Annotated in this window: 26 protein-coding genes; 10 read left to right on the forward strand and 16 right to left on the reverse strand. The window is 70.0% G+C overall.

The features are described 5' to 3' along the window. Positions 1-36 precede the first annotated feature (36 nt). Positions 37-1,416 carry a bifunctional UDP-N-acetylglucosamine diphosphorylase/glucosamine-1-phosphate N-acetyltransferase GlmU gene (gene glmU / locus PI246_RS11555; protein WP_320551447.1) on the forward strand — a complete coding sequence of 460 codons (1,380 nt, stop codon included), beginning with the start codon at positions 37-39 and terminating at the stop codon, positions 1,414-1,416. Positions 1,417-1,469: 53 nt separating this feature from the next. Here the strand turns inward: glmU and PI246_RS11560 are convergent, their stop codons facing one another. Then, positions 1,470-2,450 (reverse strand): chorismate transformation enzyme, FkbO/Hyg5 family, encoded by a 981-nt coding sequence (locus tag PI246_RS11560; RefSeq protein WP_320551448.1) that lies wholly within the window; start codon positions 2,448-2,450, stop codon positions 1,470-1,472. A gap of 181 nt (positions 2,451-2,631) precedes the next feature. Between PI246_RS11560 and PI246_RS11565 the strand changes: the two genes are divergently transcribed. The 6 genes from PI246_RS11565 to PI246_RS11590 all read left to right on the forward strand — a co-directional run bounded on the left by PI246_RS11565 (position 2,632) and on the right by PI246_RS11590 (position 7,531). Next, positions 2,632-2,904 carry a phosphopantetheine-binding protein gene (locus PI246_RS11565; protein ID WP_320551449.1) on the forward strand — a complete coding sequence of 91 codons (273 nt, stop codon included), beginning with the start codon at positions 2,632-2,634 and terminating at the stop codon, positions 2,902-2,904. Positions 2,905-2,977: 73 nt separating this feature from the next. Continuing rightward, entirely contained in the window at positions 2,978-3,289 is a 312-nt protein-coding gene (locus tag PI246_RS11570) for a hotdog family protein (RefSeq protein WP_320551450.1), read from the forward strand. Further along, the gene (locus PI246_RS11575) at positions 3,286-4,233 is read left to right on the forward strand and encodes an LpxL/LpxP family acyltransferase (protein WP_320551451.1); all 948 of its coding nucleotides are present in this window, start codon (positions 3,286-3,288) and stop codon (positions 4,231-4,233) included. Before PI246_RS11570 ends, PI246_RS11575 begins: the two co-directional genes overlap by 4 nt. Further along, entirely contained in the window at positions 4,157-4,801 is a 645-nt protein-coding gene (locus PI246_RS11580; RefSeq protein WP_320551452.1) for a LolA-related protein, read from the forward strand. Before PI246_RS11575 ends, PI246_RS11580 begins: the two co-directional genes overlap by 77 nt. Then, the gene (locus PI246_RS11585; protein WP_407069809.1) at positions 4,798-7,122 is read left to right on the forward strand and encodes an MMPL family transporter; all 2,325 of its coding nucleotides are present in this window, start codon (positions 4,798-4,800) and stop codon (positions 7,120-7,122) included. Before PI246_RS11580 ends, PI246_RS11585 begins: the two co-directional genes overlap by 4 nt. Next, entirely contained in the window at positions 7,097-7,531 is a 435-nt protein-coding gene (locus PI246_RS11590) for an ApeP family dehydratase (protein ID WP_320551453.1), read from the forward strand. Before PI246_RS11585 ends, PI246_RS11590 begins: the two co-directional genes overlap by 26 nt. 121 nt (positions 7,532-7,652) lie before the next feature. On the opposite strand, the gene bioC is transcribed toward PI246_RS11590, so the two are convergent. Genes bioC through bioB form a run of 5 tightly spaced genes read right to left on the reverse strand, consistent with a single transcriptional unit; the run spans position 7,653 to position 12,285 of the window. Continuing rightward, positions 7,653-8,543: a malonyl-ACP O-methyltransferase BioC gene (bioC, locus tag PI246_RS11595; protein ID WP_320551454.1), complete on the reverse strand. Its 891-nt coding sequence runs from the start codon at positions 8,541-8,543 to the stop codon at positions 7,653-7,655. After that, entirely contained in the window at positions 8,540-9,310 is a 771-nt protein-coding gene (gene bioH / locus PI246_RS11600; RefSeq protein WP_320551455.1) for a pimeloyl-ACP methyl ester esterase BioH, read from the reverse strand. Before bioH ends, bioC begins: the two co-directional genes overlap by 4 nt. Continuing rightward, complete coding sequence (locus PI246_RS11605) at positions 9,307-10,050, reverse strand: sulfurtransferase (protein WP_320551456.1); 744 nt, start codon at positions 10,048-10,050, stop codon at positions 9,307-9,309. Before PI246_RS11605 ends, bioH begins: the two co-directional genes overlap by 4 nt. A 22-nt stretch (positions 10,051-10,072) precedes the next feature. Beyond that, complete coding sequence (locus PI246_RS11610) at positions 10,073-11,284, reverse strand: aminotransferase class I/II-fold pyridoxal phosphate-dependent enzyme (RefSeq protein ID WP_320551457.1); 1,212 nt, start codon at positions 11,282-11,284, stop codon at positions 10,073-10,075. Continuing rightward, positions 11,281-12,285, reverse strand: a complete 1,005-nt coding sequence (gene bioB / locus PI246_RS11615) for a biotin synthase BioB (RefSeq protein ID WP_320551458.1) — start codon at positions 12,283-12,285, stop codon at positions 11,281-11,283. Before bioB ends, PI246_RS11610 begins: the two co-directional genes overlap by 4 nt. Before the next feature lie 136 nt (positions 12,286-12,421). Here bioB and PI246_RS11620 point away from each other — a divergent pair, with 136 nt between their 5' ends. Further along, entirely contained in the window at positions 12,422-12,628 is a 207-nt protein-coding gene (locus tag PI246_RS11620) for a hypothetical protein (RefSeq protein WP_320551459.1), read from the forward strand. Between the two features lie 13 nt (positions 12,629-12,641). Further along, on the forward strand, positions 12,642-13,361 hold the full coding sequence (locus PI246_RS11625; protein ID WP_320551460.1) for a ComF family protein: 720 nt from the start codon (positions 12,642-12,644) through the stop codon (positions 13,359-13,361). Positions 13,362-13,377: 16 nt separating this feature from the next. Here PI246_RS11625 and ubiA read toward each other — a convergent pair whose 3' ends face one another. Together ubiA and PI246_RS11635 are read right to left on the reverse strand one after the other, a co-directional pair. Then, a complete protein-coding gene (gene ubiA, locus PI246_RS11630; protein WP_407069813.1) occupies positions 13,378-14,244 on the reverse strand; it encodes a 4-hydroxybenzoate octaprenyltransferase in 867 nt (288 codons plus the stop codon). Between the two features lie 232 nt (positions 14,245-14,476). Then, complete coding sequence (locus PI246_RS11635) at positions 14,477-14,638, reverse strand: hypothetical protein (protein ID WP_320551462.1); 162 nt, start codon at positions 14,636-14,638, stop codon at positions 14,477-14,479. Positions 14,639-14,784: 146 nt separating this feature from the next. Here PI246_RS11635 and PI246_RS11640 point away from each other — a divergent pair, with 146 nt between their 5' ends. Further along, complete coding sequence (locus PI246_RS11640; protein WP_320551463.1) at positions 14,785-15,384, forward strand: short chain dehydrogenase; 600 nt, start codon at positions 14,785-14,787, stop codon at positions 15,382-15,384. 47 nt (positions 15,385-15,431) lie between these two features. Here the strand turns inward: PI246_RS11640 and ilvN are convergent, their stop codons facing one another. From ilvN to PI246_RS11680, 8 genes are all read right to left on the reverse strand, one after another. Next, positions 15,432-15,926, reverse strand: a complete 495-nt coding sequence (ilvN, locus tag PI246_RS11645) for an acetolactate synthase small subunit (RefSeq protein ID WP_320551464.1) — start codon at positions 15,924-15,926, stop codon at positions 15,432-15,434. A gap of 2 nt (positions 15,927-15,928) precedes the next feature. Then, positions 15,929-17,722, reverse strand: a complete 1,794-nt coding sequence (gene ilvB / locus PI246_RS11650) for a biosynthetic-type acetolactate synthase large subunit (protein WP_320551705.1) — start codon at positions 17,720-17,722, stop codon at positions 15,929-15,931. A 170-nt stretch (positions 17,723-17,892) separates the two neighbouring features. After that, positions 17,893-18,909: a ketol-acid reductoisomerase gene (gene ilvC / locus PI246_RS11655; protein WP_320551465.1), complete on the reverse strand. Its 1,017-nt coding sequence runs from the start codon at positions 18,907-18,909 to the stop codon at positions 17,893-17,895. An 83-nt stretch (positions 18,910-18,992) separates the two neighbouring features. Beyond that, positions 18,993-20,723 carry a dihydroxy-acid dehydratase gene (gene ilvD / locus PI246_RS11660; RefSeq protein ID WP_320551706.1) on the reverse strand — a complete coding sequence of 577 codons (1,731 nt, stop codon included), beginning with the start codon at positions 20,721-20,723 and terminating at the stop codon, positions 18,993-18,995. A gap of 26 nt (positions 20,724-20,749) precedes the next feature. After that, positions 20,750-21,814, reverse strand: coding sequence for a 3-isopropylmalate dehydrogenase (gene leuB / locus PI246_RS11665; RefSeq protein WP_320551466.1), 1,065 nt, complete (start codon positions 21,812-21,814; stop codon positions 20,750-20,752). Next, positions 21,811-22,404 carry a 3-isopropylmalate dehydratase small subunit gene (gene leuD / locus PI246_RS11670; protein ID WP_320551467.1) on the reverse strand — a complete coding sequence of 198 codons (594 nt, stop codon included), beginning with the start codon at positions 22,402-22,404 and terminating at the stop codon, positions 21,811-21,813. Before leuD ends, leuB begins: the two co-directional genes overlap by 4 nt. Beyond that, complete coding sequence (leuC, locus tag PI246_RS11675) at positions 22,401-23,816, reverse strand: 3-isopropylmalate dehydratase large subunit (protein WP_320551468.1); 1,416 nt, start codon at positions 23,814-23,816, stop codon at positions 22,401-22,403. Before leuC ends, leuD begins: the two co-directional genes overlap by 4 nt. Beyond that, positions 23,813-24,760: a branched-chain amino acid transaminase gene (locus PI246_RS11680; protein WP_320551469.1), complete on the reverse strand. Its 948-nt coding sequence runs from the start codon at positions 24,758-24,760 to the stop codon at positions 23,813-23,815. The genes leuC and PI246_RS11680 overlap by 4 nt, the downstream gene beginning before the upstream one ends. Between the last annotated feature and the right edge of the window lie 16 nt (positions 24,761-24,776).

Genomic DNA, 24,776 nt, shown 5'->3' on the forward strand with positions numbered 1-24,776 from the left:
ACAGTTCGCTCCCCGTTTCGACTACATCCCGTCGCCATGACCGCTGAAACCCTGCACGTCCTGATTCTCGCCGCCGGCGAAGGCAAGCGCATGAAGTCCTCGCGGGCCAAGGTGCTGATGCCCCTGGCTGGCCGGCCATTGCTGGCGCATGTGATCGATGCCGCGCGCGGACTGGGCCCGGCGGGCATCCACGTGGTCTATGGACATAACGGGCAGCAGGTGCGCGACGCCTTCGCGCACGACGCCTCGTTGGGCTGGATCGAACAGACCGAGCGCCTGGGTACGGGCCACGCGGTACGCACCGCCCTGCAGACCCTGCAGGCCCGTGGCCAGCTTGAAGGGCGCGTGCTCGTACTCTACGGCGATGTGCCGCTCATTCGCGCGGACACCCTGGCCCGGCTCGCTGCCGAGGGCGACGGCCTCGCCATGCTGGCCACGCGGGTGGACGACCCGAAGGGCTACGGAAGGGTGGTACTCGACGCCGCGGGCAGCGTGCGCCGGATCGTCGAGGAGAAGGATGCCAGCGCGGCGGAAAGGACCATCGACCTGGTCAACACCGGCATCGTGGCGGGACGCGCCACCCAATTGCTGGCCTGGACCGGTCGCCTGGGCAACGCCAATGCCCAGGGCGAGTACTACCTGACCGACGTCTTCGCCATGGCCGCCGACGAGGGCGCGCCTGCCCGCTGCGTCGACTGCGACGCGGTGGAGGCGGCGGGCGCCAACGATCCCTGGCAGCTCGCCGAACTGGAAGCCTTCCATCGCCGACGCATGGCCCATTCGCTTGCCATGGCGGGCGTGCGCATGGCCGATCCTTCGCGGCTCGACGTGCGCGGCGCGGTCACGGCGGGGCGCGACGTAGAGATCGACGTCAATGTGATCCTGGAAGGCGATGTGTCCCTGGGGGACGAGGTGCGCGTCGGCCCGTTTACGCGGATCCGCAACGCGACGCTGGCGGCCGGCACGGTGGTTCTCGCGCACTGCGACCTCGATGGCGTCGTCACCCACGGTCCGTGCACGATCGGGCCGTTCGCGCGATTGCGGCCGGGCACCGACCTGGCCGAGGGCGTCCACATCGGCAATTTCGTCGAAACCAAGAACGCCCGGCTCGGCGAAGGCGCGAAGGCCAATCATCTCAGCTACCTCGGCGACGCGGTCATCGGCCGCAAGGTCAACATCGGCGCCGGCACGATTACCTGCAACTACGACGGCGTGAACAAGAGTCGCACCACCATCGCCGACAACGTCTTCGTGGGCTCGAACAGCTCGCTCGTCGCGCCGGTGACGCTCCACGAAGGCGCGACGATCGGCGCCGGCTCGGTGATCACTCGCGACGCGCCCGCGGGCCAACTCACCCTGGGGCGGGCCCGGCAGGCGACCACGGACGGCTGGCAGCGACCGACGAAGAGGTCGTAACACCTTCCGCGCAGGGTGGGGCTATCAATGGCCCACCCGGGTGCCGGTCTCGCTCAGCGGTAGCGCCACCCGTCGATTTCCACCAGCAGCTCCCGGCGGCAGACGTCCCCGAGCACCATCAGCAGGGGCGTGCCGGGCCAGCGGTTTTCGACGAACGCCCGCACGGTGTCGGCATGTTCGGCATGGCGCACGTATGCCTTGAGCGGGTCGCGGGCGTGGAATCCCGCCGGCAGGCCGGCGGACTCCAGCAGGGCGTCGAGGTTGCGGGCGGTTTCTTCCAGCTGCGCGTCGATGTCGCCGACATGCGCCGACGCGTGTCCGACGACGGCCGCGGTGCCGGAAATCGCCAGCACGTCATCGCATGGCAGCATCGTGGCACGGGCGAAGCTCGGCGGGGTGCGGCCGTACTGCCGCGGGTAGCGCCACGCGCTCACCTGGCGCGGGTTCTCGACACGGGTACCGGTCTGGTCGGTCGCGAGCAGGTAAACCTGGAGCAGGTCGGCGTTCCCGTGGTGGCCCAGGGCACTGGCGGCCGGAAACCCTTGGGCGAACACCTCGCCCATGCCGCGGATGCGACCGGTGCAGAAGTGCTTGTAGCGCTCGTCGTCGCCGTCGCCCTCGTTGATCGCGCCGAGGTAGTTCCAGATCCGCTGCACGTGACGTTCGGGACCGGCCGACACCCGGCGCGACAGCGCTTCGTAGGCGAACGCCGCGGCGTTCTCGGGTCCACCGTGGTCGCTCTCCAGGACATCAATGGCAGCGAACAGCCAGCCACCGCCCCGCGCCCAGCGCAGCCCGCCGTCGCGGCCCGACGTCACCGGGCCCTCGACCTCCCAATACTCGTCCATGGCCTCGCCCAGCGGAGCGAACGGCACGTGGAGCACGCGGGGATCGTCCGGCGAGGGGGCGGTGCGGAAACGCAGCACGGCGAGGGTGCCGTCGCCCGGCGCGGTGTCCGGCGCCGCATAGCGGACGCGAGGCGCGGGATGGGCGGAGCAGGGCGCGGGCTCGCGCATGTCACGGCCAGAGAACATCGTGGATTCCAGGGGCATACAAGGGGGCATCATAACGTTCCCATGTCGGCGTGACGTCGCCGTACCCAAATGATTCACCTGCCTGAACGCGCCGGCCAAGGCCATTCGGGGCCGTGTGTTACACTCCGCGCCCGCTGCCATCCGGGGGGAGGCAGGCTCATCCGCTTACGTGGAACCACCGATGGCAACGCAGACCGCAGTACAACTCGAACTCGCCGAACTGATCGTCGACAGCCTCAACCTCGAATCCGTCAAGCCGGCCGAGATCGATCCGGATGCGCCGTTGTTCGGCGGCGACCTGGGCCTGGACTCGATCGACGCCCTGGAGATCGCCCTCGCCGTGTCCAAGCGCTACGGTTTCCAGCTCAAGTCGGACAACCCCGACAACCGCACGATCTTCACCAGCCTGCGCACGCTGTCCGACCACATCGAACAGCACCGCGCCGCCGCCTGACCGCCGTTCGGGCCGTGGCATCGCCTGCCCGACGGCAGCGACCGCCGCCGGTCCATGCGTCCGGACTCCGCCGATGACCGACACCGCCGACCTCGCGTCCCACGCGCGTCACCTGCGTTTCGATGCGGGCCATCCCAGCTTCGCCGGCCATTTCCCCGGCCGGCCCATCGTCGCCGGCGTGCTGCTGCTGGAGGCCGCCGCCGATGCGCTGCGCGACTGGCGCGGCCTGCGCGTCGCGCAGGTGGCGGATGCGAAGTTCCTGGCGCCGCTGCTGCCCGACGAAGACGCCGCGATCGAACTGACCGCCATCGATGCCACGCGCTATCGCTTTACCGTGCGCCGGGGCGACGACGTGCTGGTGCGCGGCACGCTGGAGGCCGCATGAGCCACTGGCGCCAGCGCGAAGGCGGCGGCTGGTTCGCCATCTGGTTGATCCGCACCATCGCCCTTCGCTTCGGGCGGCGGGTAGCCCGGTTGCTGCTGTATCCGATCGCGGCGTACTTCTTCCTGCGTCGCGCGGACGAGCGCCTGGCCTCGCGGCTCTACCTCGAGCGCGTGCTCGACCGCCCGGTGACGTCCCGAGACGTCTTCCACCATATCCACTTTTTCGCCGCGACCCTGCTCGACCGGTTGTTCTTCCTTGCCCGGGGCGAGCGCGACTTCGTGGTGGAAACCGAAGGCCTGGCCGAGCTCGATCGCCATATCGACGCCGGTCGCGGGGTGCTCCTGATCGGGTCGCACCAAGGTAGCTTCGAAGCGCTTCGCGCGCTCGCCGAGCGCCGGCCGGACGTGCCGCTGCGCGTCGTGCTCGACAAGCAGAAGACGCCCGCCCTCACCGCCGTGCTCGAGGCGCTGGCGCCCGACGTGGGCGAGGCCGTGATCGACGCCTCGCGGGGCGGTGCCTCGGTGGCGCTGGCCATGGCCGAAGGCGCGGCCCAAGGCGCGATGGTCGCGTTGCTCGCCGACCGCGGCCACCAGGGCGAAGCCTCGCGCATGGTGCCGTTCCTGGGGGCGCCGGCGCCGTTCCCGCTGGGCCCCTGGCTGCTCGCGTCGGCCCTGAAGATCCCGGTGATGGTCTGCATGGGGCTGTACCTCGGCGGCAACCGCTATCGCCTCGTGTTCGAGCCATTTGCCGAGCGCATCGACATCCCCCGCGCCGACCGCGCCGCCGCCATCGACGCGGTGGTCGCCCGCTACGCGTCGCGGGTGGAGCACTATTGCCGCACGCACCCCTTCAACTGGTTCAATTTCTATGACTTCTGGCAAGACATGGGTGTGGCTGACGAGCCTGCTGTTTCCTCTGGCGTGCCTCGCCACTCCGACGCCTGACACCGGCGACGCCACCGCGCTGGTCGCCTCGCTGAAGCGGCCGCCGCCGGCCCGCACGGCGTTTGCCGAAGCGCGCTTCATGCGCGTGCTCGACAAGCCCCTGGTGGTGTCGGGCCAGATGTCCTGGCTGGGGGGCGACCGCCTCGAACGCCGCGTGGACGCGCCCGCGAAAGAGATCTCCACCATCGCCGACGGCGAGGTCACCCAGGAGCGCGAGGGACGCAAACCGCGCAGCTTCTCGCTCAAGCGCGCGCCGCAACTCAAGTTGCTGCTCGACAGCTTCGTCGCCCTGCTCGGCGGCGACGCCTCCCGGCTGGGCGAGGCCTTCGACGTGTCGCTGGGCCGCGACGCCGGCCGCTGGATGCTCACGCTCACGCCGCGCGACGCGCGTCTGGCGAAGCAGATCGCGAGCCTGCAGGTGTACGGCAGCGGCGATACCCCGCGCTGCCTGCGCATGAACGAGCCGGACGGCGACGTCTCCATCGACCTGCTCGGCGACCTGGCCGCGCACATGCCGGCCGAACCGACCCGCGAGGGCCTGATCGCGCAGTGCGGCGGCGCGATGTGAGCCGGCGGCAGGCGGCGCTCCTCGCGATCTGGTTGGCGCTGCTCGTCGGATGGGGCGGCTTTGCCGCGACCCACCTGCGCGTCGGCACCGACTTGCGCAGCTTCATGCCCGCCCCGACCACGCCCGACCAGACCCTGCTCATGGAGCAGGTCGGCGAGGGTCCGGGTTCGCGGTTGTTGCTGGTCGCCATCGACGGGGGCGACGACGCCGGCAAGGCGGCACTCAGTCGCGGTCTCGCCGCCGCCCTGCGCAAGGACGCGGCGTTCACCCAGGTGGTGAACGGCGATTTCGACCTCGGCATGCTCGACGCCAGCCTGCTGCCGTATCGCTACCTGCTTTCGCCCACGCTCGACGACACGGCCTTCGACGAGGGGTTCCTGGCCGACCAGCTCCAGCAGCGCCTCGACGACCTCGGCTCGCCCGCCGCCTCGCTGCTCAAGGGCCTGCTGCCGCGGGATCCGACGCTGGAAACCCTCAAGCTCGCCGAGCGCTGGACGCCGGCGCACTCGCCCGACGTGCGCGACGGCGTGTGGTTCTCTTCGCGTGGCGAAGCCCTGCTGCTCGCGCAGACGCGCGGCGCCGGCTTCGATCCCGCCGCGCAGGACGACGCCCTCGGGCGCCTGCGCGAGGCTTTCGCCGCCTTACCGGGCAGCGCCGCGTCGCACCTGACGGTGAGCGGTCCGGGCTACTTCACGACGGTGGTCAACGCGCAGACACGCGAGGAAGCCGACTGGATCGGACGGATCTCCACGGTGGGGTTCGTGCTGCTGATGCTGGCGGCCTACCGTAGCGTACGCAGCCTGCTGCTCGGCGCGCTGCCGGTGGCGACCGGAGCGCTGGCCGGCATCGTCGCGCTGCTGGCCATGTTCCCCGAGATCCACGGCATCACCCTGGCCTTCGGGTTCACCCTGCTCGGCGTGGCCCAGGAATACCCCATCCGCCTGCTGAGCCACCGCCGTGCGGGCGAGTCGGCCGTGGCGAGCGTGCGCGGCCTTTGGCCGTTGCTGCTCACGGCGATCGCCTCGGCCTGCATTGCCTACCTCGCGTTTTACGCATCCGGCGTGGGCGGACTGAAGCAACTGGCCGTGTTTACCATCGCCGGCCTGCTCGCCGCCGGGTTCAGCACGCGCTACCTGCTGCCTCACCTGCTTCCCGCCCACGCCCGCGACGTCGTCGACACGCCGGGTCTCGCTCGCCTGCGCAGCTGGCTCGACGGCTTGCCGCGTCCACGCTGGTTGCCGGTGCCCGTCGTGCTGGCCATCGGGGCGATGCTGGCATTCGCGCCAGGGCCGTTCTGGCAGAACGACCTGTCCGCCCTCACACCGCTGCCGCGCGACCTGCTGATGACCGACGCCCGCCTGCGGGGCGAGCTGGGCGCGCCCGACGTGCGCTACCTGCTCATCGTGCAGGCGCCGACCGCCGACGGCGTGCTCGTCGCCTCGCGCGCGCTCGAGGCGCCTTTGCAGCGGCTGGTCACCGCCAACGCCCTCGACGGGTTCGAATTGCCGTCGGTCTACCTGCCGGACATCGCGACGCAGCGCACGCGGCAGGCGAAGCTACCGGATCGCGCCACGCTCGATACCGAGCTCGATGCCGCGCTCGATGGCCTGCCGTTCCGCAAGGATCTCTTCGCGCCCTTCGTGGCCGACGTACAGACCGCGCGCGAGCTGCCGCCGCTCACGCCCGAGCGCTTCGCGCGTTCGCCGCTGGGCCAGCGTCTCGCCGCGATGCTGGTGCCGCGCGCCGGTCACTGGGTGGGGCTGTCGACGCTCAGTGGCGTGCGCGACCCCTCGGCGATCGCCGCCGCGTTGACCGCGGCCGGTGGCCAGGCGCGCCTGCTCGACCTGAAGGATGCCTCGGAGTCGCTGGTCGCCGCGTATCGCACGCGCATCCTGCATGCGGTGCTGGCGGCCACGGCGCTGCTGTTCGTCACCATCACGCTTGCCTTGCGCAGCGTGCGCCGCGCGTGGCACGTGCTGGCGCCGATGACGCTGGCGACGTTCCTCGTGCTCGGCGTCGAGCGTGTGGCGGGTATTCCGGTGTCGCTGTTCCATCTCGTGGCGTTGATCCTCGCGGCGGGCCTGGGCCTGCACTACGCCCTGTTCTTCGAACGCGATACGGGCGACCCCGCCGAGCAGCGGCGCACGCTGCACGCTACGGTGGTTTGCGTGCTGTCCGCGCTGCTCGTGTTCGGGATGCTCGCGTGGTCGAGCATCCCGGTGCTGCGGGCCATCGGGCTGACGGTCGCCCTCGGCGTCGCCTTCCATTTCTGTCTGTCGATCCTCATGGCGCCCCATGCTCGAGAAAAGCGACTTCCTTGACCTCGTGCCCCACGCGGGCGACATGTGCCTGCTTGACGGCGTGGTGTCGTTCGACGACGACACCATTCACGCGTTCAGCACGAGCCACGGCTCGCCCACGCATCCGCTGCGCGGCGAGCGGGGCCTGCATGCGGTCCACCTGGCTGAATACGGTGCGCAGGCCACGGCCGTGCATGGCGCGCTGAGAGCGAGGTGCGGCGGCGATGCGCCGCCGCGTCCGGGCATGCTGGTGAGCCTTCGCGGCCTGAAGCTGGCGCTGGAGCGCATCGACGACCTCCACGGCCGTCTCGACGTGTATGCGCAGTGCCTGATCGCCGACGGCTCGGGCGCGCAATACACGTTTCGCGTGGTGCATGACGGCCGTGACATCGCCTCGGGACGCGCGGCGGTGATCCATCCGCCCATGTGATGTTCGACCCGGAGGGGCTGCGCGGAAAGGGTGACTGATGAGGAGCCTGACCGGCCCCTCCGGGCCGACCCGTGCAGTATCCGCGTTGTTCATCTCATCGCTTGAGACGCCGCGGTTCGACTCAGTCGAACGGCGTCTTCCGGCGCGATCCGCGGAGCTTGTCGACGGAGAAGCTCGCGATGTCCCCGCGGCCTTCGCGCCGCGACTGGCCCTCCGGCGGGCCCCACGCGTAGGCCGTGACCACCTCCCAGGTGGAGGGAATCACGCCATCGGTGCGCATCGCCTCATACGCGTCGAGCATGCGCCGGTAGTGCTGCTTGCCGGTGAGGCCGCGCGCACGCCCGGCGTCGGCGTTGTTGGCGCCCAGGCCGCGCAATTCGTCGAGCAGGGCGCGCGGCGTCGGGTAGGTGAGCGTATAGCGCTCGGCGAAAAGCACCGGGTCGCGCAGCCCTTGGGCGAGCATCGCGTCGCCGACGTCGTGCATGTCGAGAAAACGCGCCACGTGCGCGTGCTGGTCGGCGGCGGCCCAGGCGCTGCGCAACTCGGTCAGCGTGTCGGGACCGAAGGTGGAGAACGCCAGCAGGCCGCCGGGCTTGAGCACGCGCGCGCATTCGGCGAACAGGCGTGGCAGGTCTTCGCACCACTGGAAGCAGAGGTTGGAGAACAGGATATCCACGCTGCGATCGTGCACCGGCAGCGTGTAGGCATCGGCACCCACGCGGGCGAACGGCTTCAGCCAGGCCTGGTTGTGCCTGGCCTGGCGCAGCATCGGCAGGGCGAGGTCCATCGCGATCACCTGCGCCTTGGGGTAACGCTTTTTCAGCGCCGCGCTGCCGCGTCCCGTGCCGGCACCCACGTCGAGCACCACCTCGGGCACGGGCGTGTAGACCTCCAGGCGATCGATCAGCGTGGACTGAACCTCGCGCTGGAGCGCGTCGTGTTTTTCGTATGTGTTCGCCGCGCGGCCGAAGTTACGGCGGACCTGGCGGCGGTCGAAATGGAAATCGCTCATGCGTGGGCTTCGGTGAAGTGCGTGATGGCGCGCGCGAGTTCGTCGGCGTGGCCAATGAACGGGGCGTGGCCGGCGTTGATGGTCTCGACATCGCCTCGCGCGGCCTGCGCGGACCAGCGCATGGCCTCGGGATGCACGATGCGATCGCGTTGCCCGGCGATCCACAGGCTCGGCGGACGCAGATCGCCCAGGCGCGGGCGCAGGTCGGTGGTTTCGAGCAGGCGCAGGCCTTCCCTGAGCACGCGCGGATCGGGTTCGCCGCGGGCATAGGCGTCGGCCAGCAGGCGTCGGGTTTCGGCACGCGGATCGGCACTGCCCATCGCTTCCAGGGCGATGAAGCGATCGACCGTGGCCTTGTAGTCGGCGTCGAGATCGGCGGCGAGCTTGCGCACCATCGCCACGTCGTTGCCGTGCGGCCAGTCGGGCGTGCGGACGAAACACGGCGTGGCGCTGACGGGGATGAGAGCCCTCACCCGATCCGGGTAATCGAGGGCGGCGATCATGGCGAACAGTCCGCCCATCGACCAGCCCAGCCACATGGCCGGCGGCACGCGTTCCACGAGCGCCGCCGCGCAGGTCGCCGGATCGAGCGGCAGGGCGGCGTCGCGCGAACGGCCATGCCCCGGCAGGTCGACGATGTACATGTCGAAGCGTGCGTCGAGCGCGTCGGCCAGGGGCGCGAGAATGCCGCCGTGCATCGCCCAGCCATGCAGCATCACCAGCGGCACGTCGCCGCGGCCGCGCCGTTCGATGTACAGCCCGCTCACCGGGCGTCGCTCGGTGCCAGCGAGGGATCCACCGCGCCACGCCCGTCGAAGACGAAGCAGTCGCCGCGCCAGTGCGCGCCGCCGACCTCTTCGAAGTAGTTCAGGATGCCGCCTTCGAGCTGGTAGACGTGCTCGATGCCGATCTGGCTCATGTGGATGGCGGCCTTCTCGCAGCGGATGCCGCCCGTGCAGAAGGAGACGACGGTCTTGCCCTCGAAGCGGGAACGATCGGCGGCGACCGCCGGGGGAAACCCGGTGAAGCTCGACAGCCCGTAGTCGATGGTGTTTTCGAAGGTGCCAGCGGCCACTTCGTAGTCGTTGCGGGTGTCCAGCAGCACCACCTCGCGGCCCTCGTCGTCGTGGCCGGCGTCGAGCCAGCGGCGCAGGTCGCGTGGCAGTACGTGGGGCGCGCGGCCCGCCTCGGGCCGGATCGCCGGCGCGTGCATGGTGATGATTTCTTTCTTCAGGCGCACACGCATGCGCCCGAAGGGCACCTGCTCGGACCAGCTCTGCTTGGGAACGATGTCCGCGAAGCGGGCGTCGTCGCGCAACCATGCCATGAACGCCTCGATGGCATCGCGTGGGGCGGCGAGAAACAGGTTGATGCCCTCCGGAGCGAGCAGAACCGTGCCCTTCAGCGCCAGCGCCTCGCAGCGTTGCGCGATGGCGTCGCGCAACGCGGCCCGTTCGTCGAGGGCGACGAACTTGTAAGCGGAAATGTTGAGGATCGACATGGACATGCGTGGGACCTGCGGCCGTCCATTATACGGCGGCGGCCTCGCGCCGGGCGGAAAGGCGGCCCAGCGCGTCCAGCAGGGCGTCGATCCGGTCGGGTGTGTGCGCGGCCGACAACGTCACCCGCAACCGCGCTGAACCGCGCGGCACGGTGGGCGGGCGGATCGCCACCACGAGAAAGCCGTCCTGCTCCAGCTGGCGCGCCGCGTCGACGGCGGCGGTGGTCGCGCCGAACACCAGTGGCTGGATCGCCGTGTCCGATGGCATGAGTCCGAGCCCCAGCTGGGCGGCACCGGCGCGGAACCGCGCCACGTTCGCCCGCAGGCGTTCGCGCCGGCCGTCCACGTCCTCCCGCACCAGTCGTAGCGCCGCGCGGGTCGCGGCGGCGAGCGCGGCGGGCATCGCCGTGGTGTAGATGTACGCCCGGGCAAACTGGGCCACGGCCTCGATCAGGTCGGCGTCGCCGGCGATGAACGCGCCCGCGCAACCCACGGCCTTGCCGAGCGTGCCCATCAGCACCGGCACGTCGCGTGCGCCCAGGCCCGCGGCAGCCACCGACCCCGCGCCGCGGGGGCCGAGCACGCCAAGGCCGTGGGCATCGTCGACGTAGAACAGGGCGTCGCGCTCGGCGCACACCGTCGCCAGACGGGCCAGGGGTGCGACGTCGCCGTCCATGCTGAAGACGCCGTCGGTGGCGAGCAGCGCCGGACGCGTCGGCCGGGCGTCGAGCTGGCGTGCCGCTGCGTCGGCGTCGGCATGGGGATACCGCGCCAGTTCCGCGTCGGCGAGCGACGCGCCGTCGATCAAGCTGGCGTGGTTTAGCCGGTCCTGCACGCAGAGGGCCCGCTCGCGGCCGTGCACGGCGGTGCCGAGCAGGGCTTGCAGCGTGCCGAGGTTAGCCATCACCCCGGTGGAAAACAGCAAGGCCCGTTGGCGCCCCGTCCATTCGGCCAGCTCGTGCTCCAGCGCGGCGTGTTCGCCCCGGTGTCCGCTGACCAGGTGGGCCGCCCCTGTGCCAACCCCCTCGGCGCTGGCCGCGCGGGTCAGCGCGGCCACGAGGTCGCGATGCCCGGCCAGGCCGAGGTAATCGTTGCCGCAGAAGTCGGTCAGGATGCGTCCGCCGACGACCCGGCGCCCCCCGCCCAGCACGTCGCACGTACGGGCGCGGCGAAGCAGGCCCTCCTGTTCGCGACCCGCTCGCGCGGCCTCCACGCGGGCGCGGAGGCCAGGGCGGTTCATGCGTGCGCGGGCTCGACGATGTCGGCGTGCACGGTGCCCGGTTCGAACGCAACTTCCATCGGCTTCAGGCCGAGTCGTTCGAACAGCCGGCGGTCATGCTCGACATCGGGGTTGCCGGTGGTGAGCAGCTTTTCGCCGTAGAAGATCGAGTTGGCACCCGCGGCGAAGCACAGTGCCTGTAGCGCGTCGTCCATCGATTCGCGGCCAGCCGACAGGCGTACGACGGATGCCGGCATGAGCAGGCGCGCCACCGCGATGCTGCGCACGAACTCGAACGGATCCAGCGCCTCGGTACCCGCCAGAGGCGTACCTGCCACCTGCACGAGGCGGTTGATCGGCACCGACTCCGGATGCTCGGGCAGGTTCGCCAACGTCTGCAGCAGGCCCGCGCGCTGCGCGCGCGATTCGCCCATGCCCACGATGCCGCCGCAGCAGGTCTTCATACCGGCCGCGCGCACATGCTCGAGCGTATCCAGGCGATCCTGCATGTCGCGGGTGTGGATGACTTCCCCGTAATAGTCAGGCGATGTGTCGATGTTGTGGTTGTAGAAATCCAGGCCCGCCGCCTTCAGTGTGTCGGCCTGGGGACCGCTCAGCATGCCCAGGGTGGCGCAGGTCTGCAGGCCGAGGGCCTTCACCGCGCCGACGATCTCGGCCACCTTGGCGACGTCGCGATCCTTGGGCGCGCGCCACGCGGCGCCCATGCAGAAGCGGCTGGCGCCCGCGTCCTTGGCGGCCTGCGCCTTGGCGAGCACGGCCTCGACGCTCATCAGCTTCTCGGCCTTCACCCCGGTCGCGTAGCGCGCGGCCTGCGGGCAGTAGGCGCAATCCTCGGGGCACCCGCCCGTCTTGATCGAGAGCAGGGTCGACACCTGCACGGCGTTGGGGTCGTGGTACTGCCGGTGAACGGTCTGCGCCTGGAACAGCAAGTCGTTGAAGGGCAGGGCGAAGAGGCGCTCGACCTCGTCGCGGGACCAGTCGTGGCGGATGGCTGCGATCATGGGGACTTCCTTGGGGACGGGCCGAAGTGTCGGATTCGTCCCTGTCGTTGTCAACCTGAATGGGTGTCACCGGGTTGACGCTGTGCGCACGGTCCGCGGCTCTACCATCGGCCCAGGACACCTACGGAGACACGCCATGAGCGAAGGTCAGGGCAGCAGCGGCAACGTCATCGCGGCGATCTGCAGCTTCTTCATTCCGGGTCTGGGCCAGCTTGTACAGGGTCGCGTCTTCAAGGCGCTGATCATGTTCGTGCTGGCGGCGGTGCTCTGGATCATCTGGCTGGGCTGGATCATCCACCTGTGGTCCATCGTCGACGCGGCCATGTTCCGTCGGCGTTACTGAGCACGCCCGGCGCATGGACGCGCCCTTGGACCGCTGGCTGGCAGCGGCAGGCCGTTTTATCCTTCCGCCCCGCTGCCTGGCCTGCGGCGATCGCGGCGTGGGAAGCACCGAGTTGTGCGCGGGCTGCCTCGCCGCGCTGCCGTGGAACGATCGCCACTGCGCGCGATGCGCGTTGCCGCTGCCCCGCGAGACGACGCTTTGCGGCTCGTGCCAGCGGGCGACGCCGTCGTGGCACGCTGCGTGGGTGCCGTTTCGTTACGCTGCGCCGATCGACCAACTGGAAGCGCGATTCAAGTTCCACGGTCAACTCGCGGCCGGGCGCACGCTGGCACACTGCTGGCTGCGCGCGAGGTGTCCCCTCGACCGTCCTGACGCCGTCGTACCGGTGCCCTTGCACGTCTCCCGCTTGCGTCGGCGCGGATTCAACCAGGCCCTCGAACTGGTGAAACCGCTGGCGCGGCGGATCGGTTGTCCGTTGTGGCCCGACGCGCTCGAGCGCGTGCGCATGACCGCCGCGCAGAGCGACCTGGATGCCGCCGCCCGCGCGCGCAACGTGCGCGGTGCCTTCGCGGTGCGCCGTTTGCCGGCGGTGCGCCACGTTGCCGTCGTGGACGACGTGATGACCACGGGGGCCACGCTGGAAGCCTGCACCCGCGCGCTGCGCGACGCGGGCGTGGCGCGTGTGGACATATGGGCGTTGGCGCGCACCGGGCGCGACGTGTCGTCGCGTTAGATCGCGCGTGTCGCGCTCAGAGCGCCAGCGCCAGCACGATCCCCACCCAGATCGCCAGGCCGACCCAGTTGTTGTGACGGAACGCGGCGAGGCAGGCGGGGCCCGCGCGATCGCGGATCATCCACTGCTGATAACCGAACAGCCCGGCAGTAACGAGCAGGCCGATCCAGTAGGGCCAGCCGAGCGCGGCACGCGTGCCGACCAGCACGAGGGCGAGCAGGAAGGTGCCCATCAGGATGCCGATGATCGGCCGGTCGGCGTCGGCGAACAGGATGGCCGTCGACCTGGCGCCGGCGGCGATGTCTTCCTCGCGGTCGACCATCGCGTACATCGTGTCGTAGATCACCGACCACAGGATGTTGGCGATGAAGAGCAACCACGCCACGGGCGGCACGCTGTCGCTCACGGCGGCGAAGGCCATCGGGATCGACCAGCCGAACGCCGCGCCCAGCACCACCTGGGGCAGGCTCGTGAAGCGTTTGGTGAATGGATAGATCGCCGCCAGCCCGGCGCCGGCGAACGAGAGCAGGATGGTCAGACGGTTCGTGAAAAGCACCAGCACGAAGGCGAACGCCAGTAACGCCGCGAAGGTCCACAGCGCTTCGCGCGGCGTCACCCGTCCGCTTGCGATCGGCCGGCCCCGCGTACGCGCTACCTGAGGATCGAGCTTGCGATCGGCGTAGTCGTTGATGGCACAGCCGGCGGCGCGCATGGCGAACACGCCAAGGGTGAAGATCACCAGGGGCCCGATGGGCGGAAAATCCTTCGCCGCCAGCCACAGCGCCCACCACGTGGGCCACAACAGCAGCAACGCCCCGATGGGACGATCCATGCGGGTCAGCTGCAGGAACGCGTAGACGCGATCACGTCGTGCCGACGGCATGCCGCGCAGCACGAATGCGAGCACGCGTTCGGCGGCCGTGGAAGCGTCGGCGGGACGCGTCGCCGGGGCCGGGGCCGGAGAGGGACGCACCGGTGGCGCGCCCGTGCGGCGCGGCCGGGATTTCTTCGAGGTGGGGCTCATGCGCGAAGTCTAGCCGCTCGGCTGCCCCCGGAGTGCCCCAAGTGCCGGACTATCGCCCTGCCCCCAGTCGCGTGGCCCGCGACCTGATCGCTTACTTCGGCTCGAGCGGCTCGACCGGATCGTCGTTATGCGGCGGCTCCGGATCGGCGTCGCGTTCCGGGCGGTAGCTGCCCGGCTGGCGGATCTCGTCTTCGGGACGATTCTTGCCGGGCTCGGCGATGGGTGGCTGCGGGTTGGTGGGGTTGAACGGCATGACCGGCTCCTTGGGTTCGGGTAGGCCCAACGCTAGGTCTGGCGCGGTGAAGTTGTCGGATACGTCACGTAAAGCGCCGATCGACGGCGCGCGGTTCACCCGCCGTGGCGTACGCTGCGCGGTCCAATCGACTAGGGAGACACCTTATGAAGATCCTCATCGTCGGCGCGGGCGGCACCCTTGGCCGGGCCGTCGTGGCCGAGTTGGGCAGCCGCCACGAGATCGTCAGCGCGGGTCGCAGCCACGGCGACGTGCGCGTCGATCTGCGCGACGCGGCCAGCGTCGAGGCGATGTTCCGCGACGTCGGCATGCTGGACGCCGTCGTCTGCGCGGCGGGCGCCGTGCCGTTCAAGCCGTTGGCCGAATTGACCGAGGCGGACTACCTCGCCGGCCTGCAGGACAAGCTTCTCGGCCAGGTGCGCCTGGTCCGCGCGGGCGAACATCACCTGCGCGACGGTGGCTCGTTCACCTTCATCACCGGCATCCTCGCCGAGCAGCCGATCGTGGCAGGCGCCTGCGCGAGCCTGGTCAACGGCGCGATCGAAGCGTGGGTGCGCGCCGCCGCGATCGAACTGCCGCGAGGCCTGCGCATCAATGCGGTCAGCCCCACGGTGCTCACCGAGTCGATGGAAGGCTACGGCCCGTATTTCCGCGGCTTCGCGCCGGTGACGGCGGCGCGTGCCGCGCTGGCGTTCTCGCGCAGCGTGGAAGGCCGCCAGACCGGCCAGGTCTATACCGTCTGGTAACGCCGTGGGGTCTGCCGGACCCTGAGCGGTCCGGGAGACGGGGACGGTTACGCGGGCGACAGGCCGACGGCGACCGCGGTGCGTTCCACGGCGGCGACGCCACTGCGGGCGTGGTCGGTGATGCGGGCGACGCCGCGCAAGCCACCGATAAAGCCGTCGACTTCGTCGGTGCGTCCGGTGTATTCCAGGATCGCCATATCGCCTTCGCGTTGCAGCACCCTTGCCCCGGACTTCGCCACGTAGGTGGCGAGCGCCTCGCCCACGCTTTCGACACGCACCACCGAGAGCTCCCGTTCGAGATGGTCCCGGCGGGTGAGTTCCGCGATGTCGATGACGTCCACGAGCTTCGCCGTCTGCTTCACCACCTGGTCGACGGTGATATCGTCGCCGAACACCACGAGCGTCAGGCGGGACACATCCTCGTCGTGCGTCGCCGCGACCGTGAGTGATTCGATGTTGTAGCCGCGCGACGCGAACAGGCCGGCGACGCGTGCGAGTGCGCCGGCTTCGTTTTGCAGGAGCATGGAAATCAGGTGACGCATGATCAGAACATCCCCGTCGGCTTGGCCTCGGCCGGGGCGGCTGCCGAGCGGCTGGGAATCCAGTCGCCGGTGATCATCTCGGCGTAGGAGGCGCCCGGTCCCACCATCGGATACACGCCCGCATCGGGGTCGATGGTCACTTCGAGAAAGGCTGGCCCGTCAAAGGCGAGGAAATCGGCGATGGTGGCGTCCAGATCGTTCGGGTCGTCCAGGCGCCTGGCCCATTCGAAGCCGTCGGCCTGTGCCGCGCGCACGAAATCCTTCTTGTGCAGGCTCTTGTCGCTGGCGGAAAAGCGTCCCCGGAAGAACAGCTTCTGCCACTGGCGCACCATGCCGTCGCCTGCGTTGTTCAGCACCACGACCTTCACCGGCAGCCCGTAGGTGGTGACCGTTTCCAGCTCGCCGATGTTCATCCGGATGCTGGCATCGCCGTCGACGTCGATCACGGTGAGGTCGCGTCGGGCGAACTGCGCCCCGATGGCGGCGGGCAGGCCGAAACCCATGGTGCCCATGGAGCCGGAGGTGAGCCAGCGGCGTGGCGCGCGGAAGTCGAAATACTGCGCCGCCCACATCTGGTGCTGTCCCACCCCCGTGGTGATGATCGCCTGGCCCCCGGTGATGCGGTTGATCGCCTCGATCACCGCGCACGGCTGGATGCGCTCGCTTTCGCGACAGAAGTTCATCGGATGAGACGCCTTCAGCGCCTCCACGTGCGCATGCCACGCCCGGCGGTCGGCCGTGAAGCCGATGCGCTTGCCGTAGGCGATGAGCGCGCGCAGGGACGCGTCGAGCCCGCCCACGTGGTGCCAGTGCACCGCCTTGACCTTGCCGATCTCGGCAGGGTCGATGTCGATCTGCGCGATGGTGCGGGCGCGGGGAGCGAACTTATCCGGCACGCCGACCACGCGATCGTCGAAGCGGGCACCCAGCGCGAAGACGAAGTCGCAGTCGTCCATGGCGTAGTTGGCGTAGGCGGTACCGTGCATCCCGAGCATGCCCAGCGCGAGAGGGTCGGTGGTGTCGAAACCGCCAATGCCCATCAGCGTCGTCACCACCGGCAGGCCGAACGTCTGCGCGAACTCACGCAACGCACGGGCGGCTTCCGCCGCGATGATGCCACCGCCCGCGTAGATGAGCGGGCGCCCCGATGCCGCCAGGGCATCGAAGAATGCCGCGCAGGCGCGATCGTCGGGCGTAGCCGATTGCACGGCGTGCAGGCGCGTGCGATAGCCGCGCACGGGCAGTTCGCGGGCACCGTGGAAGACGAGCGGGGCGTTCTGCACGTCCTTGGGAATATCCACCACCACCGGCCCGGGGCGGCCGCTGCGGGCGATGTGGAACGCGGTGCGCAGCGTGGCTTCCAGCGTCTGCGCATCGGTGACGAGAAAAACATGTTTGGCGCAGGCGCCCATGATGGTGCCGATGGGTGCTTCCTGGAATGCATCGGTGCCGATCGCGGCGGTGGGTACCTGGCCGCAGATCACCACCATCGGGATGGAATCGGCCATCGAGTCGCGCACGGGCGTCACCGCGTTGGTGGCGCCGGGACCGGAGGTGACCAGGGCGACGCCGACGCGGCCCGAGGCGCGGGCGTAGCCGGCGGCCATGAAACAGGCGCCCTGCTCATTCGCGGGCACGATCAGCGGCAGCGGCTCGCCGCCGTCGTCGCGGGCGTGCTCGGCGTTGTAGCGGAATAACGCGTCGTAGACCGGAAGGATGGCACCGCCGGAGTAGCCGAACAGCACGTCGAGGCCTTCGTCGGCGATGACCTGCACGACGATGTCCGCGCCGGTCATGGCACGTCCGGCCAGGGGATGGTTCGAGGCGGGGCGAGTAATGTCGCCGATATCCGGTTGCGCATTCACGGTGTGGGGCTTCCTTGGTGGGGGAAGATGCAGGAGCGCGCCCGCGCGCGGCGAAAGGGGAGGGGCTTCGCGGTGCGGGCACGCTCCTGCAAGGGACGGCATCAGGCGCTCTTGGCGGGCTCCGGTGCCTTCGGCTGGTTGGCGGCGAGCCACGGCATGCGCGCGCGCAGCTGCGCGCCCACCTTTTCGATCGGATGCTCGAGGTCGCGCTGCTTGTAGGCCTTGTAGTTGGGCAGGCCGGCCTGGTATTCGGCCGTCCATTCGCGGGCGAACGTGCCGTCCTGGATGTCCTTGAGCACGCCCTTCATGCGCTCCTTCGTGGCGTCGTCGACGATACGCGGCCCGCGGGTGTAGTCGCCGTACTGCGCGGTCTCGGACACGAATTCGAGCATGCGCGCGAGGCCGCCCTCGTAGAACAGGTCGACGATCAGCTTCAACTCGTGCATCACTTCGTAGTAGGCGATCTCGGGACGGTAGCCGGCCTCGACCAGTGTCTCGAAGCCCTTGATGACCAGTTCGGATGCGCCACCGCACAGCACCGCCTGCTCGCCGAAGAGGTCGGTTTCGGTCTCTTCCTTGAAGTCGGTCTCGATAAGCATGGCGCGGGCGCCACCGATGCCGGCCGCGTAGGACATCGCACGCTCGGCGGCATGGCCGGTGGCGTCCTGATGCACGGCGTAGAGGCAGGGCACGCCGCGGCCGATCTCATACTCGCGGCGCACCAGGGCACCGGGGCCCTTCGGGGCGACCAGCACCACGTCGATGTCCGCGCGTGGCGCGATCTGGCCGAAATGCACGTTGAAGCCGTGGGCAAAGAGCAGCGTAGCGCCCGGCTTCATGTGGCCTTCGATGGCCTCGCGGTACAGGGCCGGCTGGGTCATGTCCGGGGTGAGCACCGCGACCAGGTCGGCATCGCGCACGGCTTCGGCCGGCTCCGCCACGTGGAAACCGTCGTTGTACGCCTTGTGCCAGGACGGACCGCCCGGACGCAGGCCCACGACCACGTCGAGGCCGGAGTCTTTCAGGTTGAGCGCGTGCGCGCGGCCCTGGCTGCCATAGCCGAGCACGGCGATGCGGGCGTTCTGCAGGGGGGCGGTGGTGGCTTGTTTGTCGGTCATGGGTATCTCCGGTGAATAACGCGGTTCGGGTGGCCGGGTACGGCGCGCGGACGTCGAGGGTGCCGGCCCGGGTCCCGCAGGGATTAGTTGCCGATCAGTTCCTGGGTGAGGTTTTCGTCCTCGATCTCGCGGCGCACGCGCGGGCCGGCGACCGGCTCGTCGTCGAAGGCCTGGGTCACCGCGCCCTCGGCGGCGGAGCCGACCAGGCGGGCGTACTTGGCGAGTACGCCGCGGGTGACCTTCGGCGGGGCGGGGCGCCACGAGGCGCGGCGCGCCGCGAGGTCGGCATCGGTGCGCAGTTCGCGTGTGGCGGCGTCGATGAAGATCGCGTCGCCCTCGCGGAGCAGGCCGATCGGACCGCCGCGCGCCGCCTCCGGCGCGACATGGCCCACCATGAACCCGTGCGTGGCGCCGCTGAAGCGGCCATCGGTGATCAGCGCCACGTCGTTGCCGAGACCGCGGCCGACGAGCGCGGCGGTCACCGCCAGCATCTCGCGCATGCCCGGGCCGCCGGCCGGCCCTTCGTTGCGAATCACCATGACGTCGCCCGCGCGGATGCGGCCGGCCTGCACGGCGGCGAACGCGTCTTCCTCGCTCTCGAACACGCGCGCGGGGCCCGCATGGCTGGTGCGGCCGTGACCGGCCAGCTTGAGGATGCTGCCCTCGGGCGAGAGGTTGCCGTAGAGGATGCTGTAGCCGCCGCGCGGCTTGAACGGTGACGTGGCGGGGCGCACCACCGCCTGGCCCTCGGTCGCCGGCGGGGCGTCGTCGAGTTCGGCGAACAGCGAGCGGCCGGTGAGGGTGGGGGTGTCCTTGAGCATGCCCGCCTTGCGCAACTCGGCGGCGACGATGGCGGTGCCGCCGGCGGCGGTGAGTTCCACGGCGCTGTAGCGTCCGCCGGGCTTGAGGTCGGCGATGACCGGCGTGTGCACCGACGCCGGCTCGAAGTCTTCGATGGACAACGGCACGCGGGCTTCGTTGGCGATCGCTAGCAGGTGCAGCACGGCGTTGGTGGAACCCGCCGTCGCGGCGACCATGCGCGCGGCGTTGTCGAAGGCATCGCGCGTCATCGCGTCGCGCGGACGGCGGTCGGCCTCCAGGCAGGCCATCGCCAGTTCGCCGCAACGGAACGCGGCGTCGCGCTTGGCCGGATCGGTGGCGGGGATGTCGTTCAGGCCCAGCGGGGTGAGGCCGAGCGTCGTCAGCACCATCGCCATCGTGTTCGCGGTGAACTGACCACCGCAGGCACCGGCTCCCGGGCACGCGTGGCGCTCGACGTCGTCGAGTGTGGCGTCGTCGATCTTGCCCGCGCCGTGCGCGCCCACGGCTTCGAAGACCTCCTGAACGGTGATCGGGCAACCGTTGTGGACGCCGTGCGCGATGCTGCCGCCGTACAGCGCGACGCCGGGGATGTTCAGCCGAGCCAGCGCCATCGCCGCCGCGGGAATCGTCTTGTCGCAACCGCACAGCACCACCATGGCGTCGAGGCAATGGCCCTCGACCGCCAGTTCGATCGAGTCGGCGATGAGTTCGCGGCTGACCAGCGACGAGCGCATCCCGGGCGAACCCATCGCGATGCCGTCGGTCACGGCGATGGTGTTGAACTCGACCGGCGTGCCACCCGCGGCGCGCACGCCGTCGGCGGCCGCCTCGGCCAGGTCGCGCAGGTTGAGATTGCACGGCGACACGTTGGACCAGCTGTGCACGATGGCGACCATCGGGCGGGCGATGGCCTCGTCGTCCAGGCCCGTGGCCCGCAGCATGGCGCGGGCGGGCGCGCGGTCGGGGCCGGTCTTGATCGCGTCGCTGCGCAGCGTGCGCAGGGGAATCTTGCGGCTGCTCATGCGGCCTCCGTTTCGGTTTGCAGGGCGTCGATCACCGCGCGGGTGACGGCGTGCGTGGTCGCCGTGCCGCCCAGGTCGCGGGTCAGGTTGCCGTGGGTCAGCACGTGGCCGACGGCGGCTTCCACGGCCTCGGCCTCGGCCTCGAGGCCGAGCGAATGACGCAGCAGCATCGCCACCGACAGGATCGTGCCCAGCGGATTGGCCAGCGACTGGCCGGCGATGTCCGGCGCCGAACCGTGGATCGGTTCGTAGATACCCGCGCCCGGACCGCCGACCGACGCCGACGGCGACAGGCCCAGCGAACCGGCGAGCACGGAGGCTTCGTCGGTGAGGATGTCGCCGAACATGTTTTCGGTGACGATCACGTCGTAATCGGCGGGGCGGGTGAGCAGGTGCATCGCCATCGAATCGACGAGCTGGTGTTCCAGTTCGACGTCGGGGTAGTCCGCCGCCACGCGCGTCGCGACCGAGCGCCACAGGCGCGAGGTCTCCAGCACGTTGGCCTTGTCCACCGACGTGAGCTTGCGCTTGCGCGACCGGGCCAGGTCGAAGGCGTGACGCACCACGCGCTCCACTTCGGCCACGCTATACCGGCATTCGTCGGTCGCGCCGTCGGCGTCGCGCGTCTTGGCGCCGAAGTAGATGCCGCCGGTCAGCTCGCGCACGAAGACCAGGTCGACGTCCTTGGTGCGCTCGGGCTTCAGCGGCGACAGCGCGGCGGTGCGCGGATGGAGCTTCAGGGGGCGGACGTTGGCGAACACGCCCAGCAGCTTGCGCATCGCAAGCAGGCCTTGCTCGGGACGTACGCTGGCCGAGGGGTCGGACCACTTCGGGCCGCCGACCGCACCCAGCAGCACCGCGTCGCAGGCGAGCAGCGCCTCGCGCGTGGCGGGTGGCAACGGATCGCCGAAGCGGTCGATCGCGTCGCCGCCGATGGCATGCTCGTCGAACGCGAACGCATGACCGAAACGCTGAGCCACCTGGCGCAGCACCGCCACGCCGGACGAGGCGACTTCCGGACCGATGCCGTCACCCGGCAAGACGACGATATGGGCCTTCATGCGGCGTTCTCCATGCGATGTTCATAGGCGGCGATGTCGGCGTCCTGCTGCAGGAGGAAACCCATCTGGTCCACGCCGTTGAGCAGGCAGTGCCGGGCGAACGCGTCGAGCTCGAAACGGATCGACCCGCCGTCCGGCAGGCGGATCGTGCTGTCGGCGATGTCGATGCGCAGTTCCACGCCCGGGTTGTCCAGCAGCCACCGATGCTCGGCGTCGCTGAGCACGATCGCGAGTAGCCCGTTCTTCAGGGCGTTGCCGCGGAAGATGTCGGCGATCTCGTTGGAGATCACCGCCTGGATGCCGTAGTCGAGCAGTGCCCATGGCGCGTGCTCCCGCGAGGAGCCGCAACCGAAGTTGCGCCCGGCGACGAGGATCGCGCAGCCGCGCGCCGACGGCTGGTTGAGCGCGAAGGCGGGGTTGTCGCTGCCGTCGGCCGCGTAGCGCCAGTCTTCGAAGCAGTGCCGGCCCAGGCCCGTGCGTTGGGTGGTGGTAAGGAACCGCGCGGGAATGATCCGGTCGGTGTCGATGTTTTCGTCGCGCAGCACTGCCGTGCGCGAGTGCACGTAGGTCAGCGGAGAATTCGTGCTCATGCGGCGGCTTCCTGGTTCATGTACTCGCGGGGATCGGTCACGCGGCCCGCCACTGCGGAGGCGGCGGCGACCAGCGGACTGGCGAGCACGGTGCGCGCGCCTTTGCCCTGGCGACCTTCGAAGTTGCGGTTGCTGGTGGCGACGACGAGCTGCCCCGGCTGGGCCAGGTCGCCGTTCATGGCGATGCACATCGAGCAGCCCGGCTCGCGCCATTCGGCGCCGGCGGCGCGGAACACCTCGTGCAGGCCTTCGCGCTCGGCGTCGCGGCGTACCTGTTCGGAACCCGGCACCACCAGCATGCGGACCCCCTCGGCCACGCGGCGGCCGCGCAGGATGCCGGCGGCCTCGCGCAGGTCGGAGAGACGGCCGTTCGTGCAGCTGCCGACGAAGACGACATCCACGGACTCGCCCGCGATCGGCTTGCCCGCGCTCACCTTCATGTAGTCGAGCGCGCGCTGTTCGATCGCATCGGCAGCGGCCGGGACGGGCGCGTGAATGGGCACGACCATGCCCGGGTGCGTGCCGTAGGTGACCGACGGCTGGATGGTGGATGCATCGACGCGCACCTCGCGGTCGTAACGGGCGCCCTCGTCGCTCGGCAGCGTGCGCCATGCGGCGACGGCGCGCTCCCACGCGTCGCCCTTAGGCACTCGTTCGCGGCCCTCGAGCCAGGCGAACGTGGTGTCGTCGGGCGCGATGAGGCCGGCGCGCGCGCCCGCTTCGATGGACATGTTGCAGACCGTCATGCGCTCTTCCATCGACAGCGCGCGAATCGCTTCGCCGGTGTATTCGATGACGTGGCCCGTGCCCCCGCCGATGCCGATCGTGCCGATGATGTGCAGGATCAGGTCCTTCGCGGTAACGCCGGGCTGCAGGCGGCCGTCGACGTGGATGGCGAGCGATTTCGGCTTGCGCTGCAGCAGGCACTGGGTGGCGAGCACATGCCCGACTTCGGTGGTGCCGATGCCGAAGGCCAGCGAGCCGAACGCCCCGTGCGTGGCGGTGTGGCTGTCGCCGCAGACGATGGTCATACCCGGCTGCGTGGCGCCGACTTCCGGCCCCGCGACGTGCACGATACCGCGCTGGGGGCTGTCCCAGCCCATCAGGTCGATGCCGAACTCGCGTACGTTGGCTTCGAGCGTGGCGACCTGCGTTTCGGCTTCCTTCGTGTAGTAGGGACGACGGCCGTCGGCATCGGGCGGGAGCGTCGGGGTGGAGTGATCCAGCGTGGCCAGCGTGCGGTCCGGGCGGCGCACTTTCAGGCCGCGCGAACGAAGCTCGTCGAACGCCTGCGGCGAGGTGACTTCGTGCACGAGGTGCAGGTCGATGTAGAGCACGCCCGGCGTGCTCTCGGTCTCGGCGCTCACCTGGTGGGCATCCCACAGCTTGTCGAGCAGGGTACGCGGCGTCATGCGGCGGCCCTCCCGGCGGCGACGTCGTCCACGGGCGTCAGCCAGCCCCAGCGGTCGTCGGTGCGGCCGTCGAACAAGCCGAAGAAATCGGCCTGCAGCTGACGGGTGACCGGGCCCGGATGGCCCGTGCCGACGGGCTTGCGATCGACCGAGCGCACGGCGGTGACTTCCGCCGCGGTGCCGGTCATGAACACCTCGTCGGCGAAATACAGCATCTCGCGCGGCAGCGGTTGTTCCACCACGTCGTAACCGCGTTCGCGGGCCAGCGTCAGCACCGTGTCGCGGGTGATGCCGCAGAGGATGGCGGATGCGGCGGGGGGCGTGTAGATCGTGCCCTTGCGCACCACGAAGAGGTTTTCGCCCGCGCCTTCGCTGAGCAGTCCATCGGTCCCCAGTGCGATGCCCTCGGCGTAACCGGCGTTGACCGCCTCACGCGCGATGAGCTGGCTGTTGAGGTAGTTGCCGCCGGCCTTCGCGCCGCTGGGGTAGGTGTTGGGCGCCGCGCGATTCCACGACGACACGCAGACGTCGACGCCTTTCTCGATCGCGTCGGCACCGTGGTAGGCGTTCCACGGCAGCGCGATGATGGCGACGTCGACCGGGGTGTCCAGCGACGGTGCGAGGCTGAAGGTGAAACCGCTGCGGAACACGATCGGCCGCACGTACGCCGAGGGCAACTGGTTGGCGCGGATCACCTCGCGGCACGCGCGATTGATGGTGGCGGCGTCGTACGGCATCACCAGGTCGTACACGCGCGCGGAATGGAACAGTCGCTCGGTGTGTTCTTCCAGGCGGAAATAGCGCGGGCCGTCCGGCGTGTCGTATACGCGTACGCCCTCGAACACGGAGGAGCCATAATGCAGCGCGTGCGCGCCGACGTGGACGGTGGCGTCGGCCCAGGCCTTGATGCGACCGTTGTGCCAGAGATGGGCGGGGGCTTCCATGGGGGGCTCCTTCAGG

This window comes from Luteibacter sahnii, from assembly GCF_034063545.1.
Taxonomy (GTDB): Bacteria; Pseudomonadota; Gammaproteobacteria; order Xanthomonadales; family Rhodanobacteraceae; genus Luteibacter; species Luteibacter sahnii.